Origin of the sequence: Rhodanobacter sp. Root179 (genome assembly GCF_001428465.1) — a bacterium.
GTDB lineage: Bacteria > Pseudomonadota > Gammaproteobacteria > Xanthomonadales > Rhodanobacteraceae > Rhodanobacter.
Genome location: NZ_LMHR01000052.1, coordinates 26,010 through 36,391, shown reverse-complemented (window position 1 = coordinate 36,391; position 10,382 = coordinate 26,010). Strand labels below are relative to the sequence as shown.

Sequence of the window (10,382 nt, the reverse complement as noted above, 5' to 3'; positions counted from 1 at the left end):
GCGCCGTGTCCTGCAGCGTCCGCAAGCTCCCCGGCACCAGCGCGTTCCGCGCCTCACCATACATCTTCACATGCGCAATCTGCGCCCCCTTCTCTTCCTCCGTCGACCGGATCAACTCGATCTCGGTGGCGATCTCCCCACCATGATCCTTCGGCAGGAAGGTATTCACCCCGATCAACGGCAGCGAGCCATCATGCTTCTTGTGCTCGTAATACATCGACTCTTCCTGGATCTTGCCGCGCTGGTACATGGTGTCCATCGCGCCGAGCACGCCGCCGCGCTCGCTGATCGCCTCGAACTCCTTGTACACCGCTTCCTCGACCAGGTCGGTCAGGGTGTCGACGACATAGCTGCCCTGCCACGGGTTCTCGTTGAAGTTGAGGCCGAGTTCCTTGTTGATGATCATCTGGATCGCCACCGCTCGGCGCACGCTTTCTTCGGTGGGCGTGGTGATGGCTTCGTCGTAGGCGTTGGTGTGCAGGCTGTTGCAGTTGTCGAACAACGCGTACATCGCCTGCAGCGTGGTGCGGATGTCGTTGAACTGGATTTCCTGCGCGTGCAGGGAGCGGCCTGAGGTCTGGATGTGGTACTTCATCATCTGGCTGCGCGGGCTGGCGCCGTAGCGTTCGCGCATGGCGCGGGCCCATATGCGGCGGGCGACGCGACCGATGACGGTGTATTCCGGGTCCATGCCGTTGGAGAAGAAGAAGCTGAGGTTGGGCGCGAAGTCGTCCACCTTCATGCCGCGGGCTAGGTAGTACTCGACGATGGTGAAGCCGTTGCTCAAGGTGAAGGCGAGCTGGCTGATCGGGTTGGCGCCGGCTTCGGCGATGTGATAACCGCTGATGCTCACCGAGTAGAAGTTGCGCACCTTGTGGTCGACGAAGTACTGCTGGATGTCGCCCATCATGCGCAGCGCGAATTCGGTGGAGAAGATGCAGGTGTTCTGCGCCTGGTCTTCCTTCAGGATGTCGGCCTGCACGGTGCCGCGCACCTGGGTCAGGGTTTCGATCTTGATGCGCGCGTAGGTTTCGGCATCGACCAGTTCGTCGCCGGACACGCCGAGCAGGCCGAGGCCGAGGCCGTCGTTGCCCTTGGGCAGCTCCCCCAGGTATTGCGGGCGCTGGCGGCCTTCGTAGAGCTTGGCGATCTTCTTTTCCGCTTCCGCCCAGCGCGCGTCGTCGGCCTTGAGGTATTTCTCCACGTTCTGGTCGATGGCGGTGTTCATGAACATCGCCAGGATCATCGGCGCGGGGCCGTTGATGGTCATCGACACCGAGGTGCTGGGTGCGCTGAGGTCGAAGCCGGAGTACAGCTTCTTCATGTCGTCGAGCGTGGCGATGTTGACGCCGGAGTTGCCGATCTTGCCGTAGATGTCCGGGCGCGGCGCGGGGTCTTCGCCGTACAGGGTGACCGAGTCGAACGCGGTGGACAGGCGCGTGGCGGCGCCGCCCTGGCTCAGGTAATGGAAGCGGCGGTTGGTGCGTTCGGGCGTGCCTTCGCCGGCGAACATGCGGGTGGGGTCTTCGCCGCTGCGGCGGTATGGATACACGCCGCCGGTGTACGGGTAGTGGCCGGGCAGGTTTTCCTTGCCGAGGAAGGTGACCAGTTCGCCCCAGTCCTTCGACTTCGGCGGGGCGACCTTCGGGATCTTCTGGTGGCTCAGGGATTCGCGATAGTTGTCGACGCGGATGACCTTGTCGCGCACCTTGTATTCGTTGACGTCGGCGGTGACCGATTGGTACAGCGCCGGCCATTCGCGCAGCTGATGAATCGCTTCGTGGCTGAGTTCCTTCAGCGCGGCGTTGTAACGCTGGCGCAGGGTGACCAGCGAGCGGTCGCCTTCGGCGTGCAGGTCGGCACTGCCGTACAGGTCGAGCGGGCGCGGCAGTTTGTCGTCGCCCAGTTCCTTCAGCGACTCGTAGTAGTGCTGCGCCTTGCTGGCGAATTCGGCCTGGGTCTCGATGCCCTTGTTGATGGCGCGGCCCTGCTCGGCGATTTCGGCGAGGTAGCGCACGCGGGCGCCGGGGATGAGTACGGTGGCGCGGGGTTCCTTGAGGGTGGTGTCGAGTTGCGGGGCCCAGCTGCATCCGGCTTCGGCTGGGGCTACCCCACCCTGCCCTCCCCTGGAAGAGGAGGGTTCCAGAGCGGGCTGCCCTGCCTTGGAAGTGGCCGCGCCCAGGTGCAGCTTCTCGCGCATCAGGCGGCACAGGTTGGTGAACATCCAGGTCACGCCCGGATCGTTGAACTGGCTGGCGATGGTCGGGTAGACCGGCACGTCGTCGTCTTTCACGCCGAACGCGGTGTGGTTGCGCTTCCACTGCTTGCGCACGTCGCGCAGCGCGTCTTCGGCGCCGCGCTTGTCGAACTTGTTGAGTACCACCAGGTCGGCGAAGTCGATCATGTCGATCTTCTCCAGCTGGCTGGCGGCGCCGTAGTCGCTGGTCATCACGTAGACCGGGAAGTCGACCAGGTCGACGATTTCCGAATCGCTCTGGCCGATGCCGGCGGTCTCGACGATCACCAGGTCGTACGGCTGGCTCTTCAGGAAGTCGATGCAGTCGTGCAGCACCACGCTGGTGGCGGCGTGCTGGCGGCGGGTGGCCATCGAGCGCATGTAGACGCGATGGCTGCGCAGCGAGTTCATGCGGATGCGGTCGCCCAGCAGCGCGCCACCGGAACGGCGACGGGTGGGGTCGACCGCGAGCACGGCGATGCGCATCTCGGGGAAGGCGTGCAGGAAGCGCAGCAGCAGTTCGTCCACCACGGACGACTTGCCGGCGCCGCCGGTGCCGGTGAGGCCGAGTACCGGGGTCTGCTTGCCGGCCAGCTTCCATTCCTTGCGCAGGCGTTCCAGCTCGGCGTCGCCGAGGCGGCCTTCCTCGATGGTGGAAAGCATGTGGCCGATGGAGATTTCGTCGTCGACGTCGACCTTGCTGGCGGCGGTTTCGACGCGCTGGTCGACCGCGGCACGGGTGCGGTTCATCACGTCCTCGATCATCTCGACCAGGCCCAGCTTCATGCCGTCGTTCGGGTGGTAGATGCGCTCGACGCCGTAAGCCTGCAGCTCGCGGATTTCCTCCGGCGTGATGGTGCCGCCGCCACCGCCGAACACGCGCACGTGGCCGGCGCCGCGCTCGCGCAGCATGTCGACCATGTACTTGAAGTACTCGACGTGGCCGCCCTGGTAGGACGACAGCGCGATCGCGTCGGCGTCTTCCTGCAGCGCGGCGCGCACCACGTCCTCGACCGAGCGGTTGTGGCCCAGGTGGATCACTTCGGCACCCTGCGACTGGATGATCCGTCGCATGATGTTGATGGCGGCATCGTGGCCATCGAACAGGCTGGCGGCGGTGACGAAGCGCAGCGGGGTGGTTTCCGTCTGCGGGGCGCTGGCGGGGACGTGCTTGGCGGGGGAACTCATGGCAACTCCGGCATCGATGCTTGAACCTGTCGATTCTAGTGGATCGACGGCGGGCTCGCGGGATTGCCGGCGTACCTTGGCGTACGGACATGCGGCTGTACCGACCCTTGCCATCGACGCGTGCGCGGGGAATGACGGCAACAGAGCGTGGCCTGGAGGCGGAGGAGTGGCCTAGAGGCAGAGCGCCAGATTGGGACTGCCAATCACCCGCGTGCCGACGACTTCGCCGCGCACGAAAGCCAGCGCGGCGTCGATCACTTCCGGCGCATCGAGCACGCGGCGATGGCCCAGGCCCTGGGTGGTGAACAGTCGCGCGCCGGGCCAGAACTGGGCGTAGCGTTCGCCCTCGCCCCACGGCACGTCGGCATCGTCGAGGTCGTGCACGATCAGTGCGGGCTGGCCCAGCGCAGGCAGGCGGCGATGCACCTGCAGTTGCTCCACGCTGACGCCGGTGCGGCGCAGCAGCCAGTCGTAGAACGGCTGGCGCAGGTGTTCGCCCAGGCGCACGAAGCGGAAGAAGCGGCCGGCCGCGGCCTTCATGTCGGCCGCGGGCGCCACCAGGATCAGCCGATCGGCATGCCAGTCCTCGTCCTGGGCGAAGGTGACGGCGGCACCGCCCAGCGAGTGGCCGACGGCCAGCGCGGCGTGGCCGTAGTGTTCGCCGATCGCGTGGATGGTGGCGGTGAATTCGGGCAGCGTGCACAGCTTGCCGCTGCTGTGGCCGTGGCCGGGCTGGTCGAACGTGACCACGGCGAAGCCCAGCGCGCGCAAGCCCGCCACCCACGGCAGGAAGCGCAGGCCGAAGCTGGACCAGCCGTGCGCCAGCAGTGCGTACGGCTGGGTCGCGGGATCGCCCCAGACGTAGGTGGCGATGGTTTCGCCGCGGACCCGCAACTCGCCGCGCTGCATCTGCGCATCGCCCTGCACCGCTTCGGCGCGAACACGGCTGCTGGCGAACGGGGTGGCGAACAGGCGCGCGGCGCGGTTCACGGTGCGCTTGGGTGCGATCCGTCCGCCCAGCGCGAAGCCGGTGCGCACGGTGGTGAGCTTGAGTCGGTCGATGACGGTGGGCATGGGTTTCGCCTCAGGTTTGCCAGCTGCGCCACAGGCGCTCGAAGGCCGCGCGGGTGCGCTGGCCGGCTTCGTCGAATCCGAACAGCCCGGCGTCGTGGTGCAGGCCGAGCATCAGGGCGTAGATCTCGAAGGCGAGCTGGGCGACGTCGGTATCGCTGCGCAGCTCGCCCAGCTCGACCGCCTGCGCGATCGCCTTTTGCAACTCGTCGCGCCAGCCGGACTGTTGCCGCACCACGCCGTCGTGCAGCGCGCCGTCGCGGCCGTCGTATTCGCTGGCGGCGGACAGCAGCACGCAACCGCTCTGGTGTTCGCGGCTCCATGCGAACCAGTTCGCCACGATCGCGCGCAGCCGCGGCAGGCCGCGCGGCTGTTTCAGGGCGGGCATCAGCACCTGGCTCACGAAGCGGTTGCGGCCGGTGTCGAGCACGGCCAGTTGCAGCTCTTCGCGCGAGCCGAAGTGGGCGAACACGCCGCTCTTGGACATGCCCACGTCGGCGGCCAGGTTGCCGATCGACAGGCCTTCCAGCCCGTCACGACGGGCCAGCGCGTAGGCGTGGTCGAGGATGGTTTCGCGGGTGCTGGCGCGTTTGCCGGGGAGGGTTGCGGTCGTCATGCGCCAGAAAATAGCACGATCGTTCGTACATTTCATCAACGCCGTGTTGATCCCGACCGTGATTTCCTGCGGTTATGCTCGAATCACGACCGTCCTCAGGGGATCACGCATGAAACACCGCCATCTGCTCGCCACGCTGGCCGCCACGTTGTTGGCCGGCTGCGTCACCTCGCCCACCGGGCGTTCGCAATTGATGATGGTGTCGGACAGCCAGATGAGCCAGATGGGGCTGACCGCGTTCAACGACATGCGCAAGCAGGGCAAGTTCGTCGACGCGCCGCGCGAGCGCGCCTACGCCACCTGCGTGTCCAGCGCGCTGATCGCGGTATTGCCGCCGCCATGGAACACCCAGCAGTGGGAGGTGCAGATCGTCGACGACGACAGCGCCAACGCGTTCGCCCTGCCCGGCGGCCGCATCGGCGTGAACAAGGGCATGTTCAAGCTGGCCAGCAACCAGGACCAGCTGGCCGTGGTGCTGGGCCATGAGTTGTCGCACGTAGTGGCGCGGCACGGCGCGGAACGCGTGTCGGACAACATGGCGACCCAGGCCGCGGTGGCGGCCGGCACGATCTACGCCGGCACCCGCGGCACCAATGCCGGCTATGCGGCCGCCGCGCTGGGCCTCGGCGCCCAGGTCGGCATCCTGCTGCCGTTCTCGCGCACCCAGGAAAGCGAGGCGGACACGCTGGGCCAGCGCTACATGGCGCAGGCCGGTTTCGACCCGCGGGCGGCGGTGACGCTGTGGGAAAAGATGGGTGCCCAGGGCGGCAGCAAGCCGCCGGCGTTCCTGTCCACCCATCCGTCCTCGGGAAACCGCGCCCAGGCGCTGAACCGGCAGGCCGAGCAGTTGCTGCCGGCGTACCAGCAGGCGCGCAGCAGCGGGCATGCGCCGAACTGCCGGATGTAGGGGCCGCAGCCCGCTTCCGGAACCGGCCTCGCCGCGCCCGAAGCCTCCATACGCAGGCGCCTTGCTGCGCCGCGGCACCACCTGCGGGGGTGACGTACTAAACTTGACGCTTTGATTCATCGCCCCGGCTCCGGTCGGGGCGATCAGTTTCAGGCGTTTTCAAACCCCCGGCGAAGTCCCGCATGCTCTCCGCCACCCTCTGTAGATGCCCACCGGCACCGTAAATCATGGAGTCACCGTTCCAATGATCTTTGAAACCATCGCCAACACCGGTCACGAAGAAGTCGTGTTCTGCCACAACAAGGACGCCGGCCTGAAGGCCATCATCGCGATCCACAACACGGTGCTGGGCCCCGCGCTCGGCGGCCTGCGCATGTGGCCGTACAAGACCGAGCAGGAGGCGGTGAACGACGTGCTGCGCCTGTCGCGCGGCATGACGTTCAAGAACGCGGTGGCCGGCCTGAACCTGGGCGGCGGCAAGGCGGTGATCATCGGTGATCCGAGCAAGGACAAGTCCGAGGCGCTGTTCCGCGCGTTCGGCCGCTTCGTCAACTCGTTGAACGGCCGCTACATCACCGCCGAGGACGTCGGCATCGACGTCAACGACATGGAATACGTGTTCCGCGAAACCGAATACGTCACCGGCGTGCACCAGGTGCACGGCGGTTCGGGCGACCCGTCGCCGTTCACCGCCTACGGCACCCTGCAGGGCCTGATGGCCACGCTGCAGGCGAAGCACGGCAACGAGGACGTGGGCAAGTACAGCTACGCCGTGCAGGGCTGCGGCCACGTCGGCGGCGAGTACATCAAGCTGCTGCGCGAACAGGGCGCCAAGGTGTTCGTCACCGACATCAACAAGGAAGCGGTGCAGCGCTGCGTGGACGAACTGGGCTGCGAAGCGGTGGGCCTGGACGAGATCTACGACGTGGATGCGGACGTCTATTCGCCGTGCGCCCTTGGCGGCACCGTCAACGAGCAGACCATCGACCGCATCAAGGCAAAGATCATCTGCGGCCCGGCCAACAACCAGCTGGCCACCGACGAGATCGGCGACGAGCTGCAGCGTCGCGGCGTGCTGTATGCGCCGGACTACGCGGTGAACGCCGGCGGCGTGATGAACGTGTCGCTGGAAATCGACGGCTACAACCGCGAGCGCGCGATGCGCATGATGCGCACGATCTACTACAACCTGGGCCGCATCTTCGAAATCTCCAAGACCCAGAACATCCCGACCTACAAGGCCGCCGACCGCCTGGCCGAAGAGCGCATCAACGCGATCGGCAAGATCAAGCTGGCGCACATGGGCAATGGCGGCACCCGTTTCCAGGGTCGCATGCGCGGTCAGTAAGCGCGCTACCAGGGGCCTGCCGGTCTGCCGGCATGCCCTGTTTCCGCAAAGGCCTGCCGTCGATCGCGGCAGGCCTTTGCGCATCTGCGACAGCCCACGAATAATCGGAAGCCGGAGGTGCCACGGATGCGCAGGATCATGATCTGGATGGGTTGGGCCGTGCTGGCCCTGGTGCTGCTGGTCGCCAGCGGCCTGTTGCTGGCCGACCACCTGACCCCGCGCGCCAGCGGCGCCGCCAGCACGACCCTGCCGCTGCAGGCGGCACAGACCCCGATCGATCGCGAACTGGCACCCTATCTCGCCGCCCACCCGGGGCAGACCGCGGCGACCCTGCTGCACGACGGCCTGGACGCGTTTGCCGTGCGTGCCGCTTCCGCGCGCATCGCCGGGCGCAGCCTCGACCTGCAGTACTACATGTGGCACGACGACCTGGTCGGTCACCTGCTGGCGCGCGAGGTGTACGCCGCGGCCGAGCGTGGCGTGCGCGTGCGCCTGCTGATCGACGACATCAACACCCAGGGTCTCGACCCGGCACTGCTGGCACTGGATGCGCACCCGAATATCGAAGTGCGCCTGTACAACCCGTTCCGCAACCGCAGCGGCGTGTGGCGCCTGCTGGAGATGGTGCAGCGCTTCTTCAGCGTCAACCATCGCATGCACAACAAGGCGTGGATCGTCGACGGCCGGCTCGCCGTGGTCGGCGGGCGCAACATCGGCGACGAGTATTTCGACGCCGCCAGCCGGGTGAATTTCCGCGACCTGGACATGCTGCTGCTCGGCCCGGCGGTGGCGGACGCCAGCACGATCTTCGACGCGTTCTGGAACTCCAGCGCCGTCGTGCCGATCGAGGCGCTGAACCCGCAGACGCCGGAACACCTGCAGCAGATCGTGTCGCGGCTCGGCCAGGAATCCGCCGGGCCCGACGCGCAGGTGTATCTGCAACGGGTTGCCGCATCGCCGTCCGCACAACGGCTGGCCAACCACGAGTTGTCCATGCATTGGAGCGCCAACATCGTGGTCGCCTCCGATCCGCCGCTGAAGTTCCGCTCCGCCGATCGCGGCAGCTGGTTGCAGCCGCGCCTCACCGCGCATCTCGCGGGCGCGCACAGCGAGGTGATGCTGATCTCGCCCTACTTCGTGCCCGGCAGGAACGGCACGGCCACCCTGGTCGGGCTGGCGCACGCAGGCGCACAGGTCGGCGTGATCACCAATTCGCTGGCCGCAAACGACGTGCCGGCCGTGCACAGCGGCTACGAGCGCTACCGCCGCAAGCTTCTGGAGGGTGGCGTGCACCTGTTCGAGATCCGCCGCAATGGCCCGAAGCCGGCCCAGGGCCTGTTCGGCAGCAGCGGCGCCAGCCTGCACACCAAGGCCTTCGTGATCGATGGCGAACGCGGTTTCGTGGGCTCGTTCAACATCGACCCGCGCTCGGCCAACCTCAACACCGAAATGGGCGTGCTGTTCGCCGATGCCGGGCTGGCCCGCGACCTGCGCCAGGAGTATTTGCGCCTGGCCTCACCCGCCCTGAGCTACCAGGTGCAGCGGCGCCCGGACGGCTCGCTGCAATGGCTGGACGCCAGCAGCCAGCCGCCACGCGTGCTGGACCACGAGCCCGACGCCGGCTGGTGGTTGCGCGCCACCACCCGCGTGATGAGCTGGCTGCCGATCGAATCGCAGCTGTAACTCGTCCTGCAACACCGGTCGCACCTTTGCCGGCGTTGGCGGGTCGCGTGGGTTAAAATCGCCGTTCTGCACACCCATGGAGTTCGTGATGCGCCCGTTTCCGCTTGGAGAAGACATCGACCTGCTGCGCGAATCCGTGCATGCGTTTGCGGAAAAGGAGATCGCCCCGCGCGCCGACAGGATCGACCGCGACAACCTGTTCCCGGCCGACCTGTGGCGCAAGTTCGGCGAGATGGGCCTGCTCGGCGTGACGGTTGCCGAGGAGTACGGCGGCAGCGGCATGGGCTTCCTGGCGCACATGGTGGCGATGGAGGAAATCTCCCGCGCATCCGGTTCGGTCGGGCTTTCGTATGGCGCGCACTCCAACCTGTGCGTCAACAACATCTTCCACAACGGCAACGAAGCGCAGAAGCAGAAGTACCTGCCGAAGCTGTGCAGCGGCGAGTACGTGGGCGCGCTGGCGATGAGCGAGCCCGGCGCCGGTTCCGACGTGGTCGGCTCGATGAGCTGCAAGGCCGAGCTGCGCGGCGACGTGTGGGTCGCCAACGGCAACAAGATGTGGATCACCAACGGCCCGGACGCCGACGTGCTGCTGGTCTACATGCGTACCGCGCCGCGCACCGCCGGCAGCCGCTGCATGACCGCCTTCATCGTCGAGAAGGGCATGAAGGGTTTTTCCACGGCGCAGAAGCTGGACAAGCTGGGCATGCGCGGCTCCAACACCTGCGAGCTGGTGTTCGACAACTGCGAGATCCCCGCCGAGAACATCGTGGGCGAGGTCAACGAAGGCGTGCGCGTGCTGATGAACGGCCTGGACACCGAACGGCTGGTGCTGTCCGGCGGCCCGATCGGCCTGATGCAGGCGGCGCTCGACCTGGCCTTGCCCTACGTGCGCGAGCGCAAACAGTTCAACGCGCCGATCGGCACCTTCGGCGTGATGCAGGCGAAGATCGCCGACATGTACACCGCGCTGCAGAGCTCGCGCGGCTTCGCCTACATGGTGGCGCAGCAGTTCGACGCGGGCGTGAAGTCGCGCATCGACCCGGCCGCCTGCCTGCTCAACGCCTCGGTCAATGCGGTGCAGGTGGCGCTGGAAGCGATCCAGACCCTGGGCGGCAACGGCTACATCAACGAGTTCCCCGCCGGCCGCCTGCTGCGCGACGCCAAGCTCTACGAGATCGGCGCCGGCACCAACGAGATCCGCCGCATGCTGATCGGCCGCGAGCTTTTCCACGGCAAGGCGTGACTCGAGGACGCCGATCAAGAACCATCGGCGCCGGCACGCCATATCGACTTCCGCCGCATGCTGATCGGCCGCGAACTGTTCCACGGC

The 10,382-nt window shown here is 66.9% G+C and carries 7 protein-coding genes; 4 read left to right on the top strand and 3 right to left on the bottom strand.

Features of this window, described 5'->3' with window-relative positions; all coding sequences use genetic code 11:
- From ASD82_RS03865 to ASD82_RS03855, 3 genes are all read right to left on the bottom strand, one after another.
- The coding region (locus ASD82_RS03865; RefSeq protein WP_056715683.1) for a methylmalonyl-CoA mutase family protein at window positions 1–3,424 on the bottom strand (3,424 nt) is incomplete at its 3' end.
- Between the two features lie 171 nt (window positions 3,425–3,595).
- Complete coding sequence (locus ASD82_RS03860; RefSeq protein WP_056715679.1) at window positions 3,596–4,498, bottom strand: alpha/beta fold hydrolase; 903 nt, start codon at window positions 4,496–4,498, stop codon at window positions 3,596–3,598.
- A 10-nt stretch (window positions 4,499–4,508) separates the two neighbouring features.
- Window positions 4,509–5,111, bottom strand: coding sequence for a TetR/AcrR family transcriptional regulator (locus ASD82_RS03855; protein ID WP_056715677.1), 603 nt, complete (start codon window positions 5,109–5,111; stop codon window positions 4,509–4,511).
- A gap of 109 nt (window positions 5,112–5,220) precedes the next feature.
- Here ASD82_RS03855 and ASD82_RS03850 point away from each other — a divergent pair, with 109 nt between their 5' ends.
- The 4 genes from ASD82_RS03850 to ASD82_RS03835 all read left to right on the top strand — a co-directional run bounded on the left by ASD82_RS03850 (window position 5,221) and on the right by ASD82_RS03835 (window position 10,295).
- The gene (locus tag ASD82_RS03850) at window positions 5,221–6,018 is read left to right on the top strand and encodes a M48 family metallopeptidase (RefSeq protein ID WP_056715674.1); all 798 of its coding nucleotides are present in this window, start codon (window positions 5,221–5,223) and stop codon (window positions 6,016–6,018) included.
- Between the two features lie 244 nt (window positions 6,019–6,262).
- On the top strand, window positions 6,263–7,366 hold the full coding sequence (locus ASD82_RS03845; RefSeq protein WP_056715671.1) for a Glu/Leu/Phe/Val dehydrogenase dimerization domain-containing protein: 1,104 nt from the start codon (window positions 6,263–6,265) through the stop codon (window positions 7,364–7,366).
- 126 nt (window positions 7,367–7,492) lie between these two features.
- On the top strand, window positions 7,493–9,049 hold the full coding sequence (locus ASD82_RS03840) for a phospholipase D family protein (protein ID WP_056715670.1): 1,557 nt from the start codon (window positions 7,493–7,495) through the stop codon (window positions 9,047–9,049).
- A gap of 88 nt (window positions 9,050–9,137) precedes the next feature.
- Window positions 9,138–10,295, top strand: coding sequence for an isovaleryl-CoA dehydrogenase (locus ASD82_RS03835; protein WP_056715690.1), 1,158 nt, complete (start codon window positions 9,138–9,140; stop codon window positions 10,293–10,295).
- Window positions 10,296–10,382: the final 87 nt, after the last annotated feature.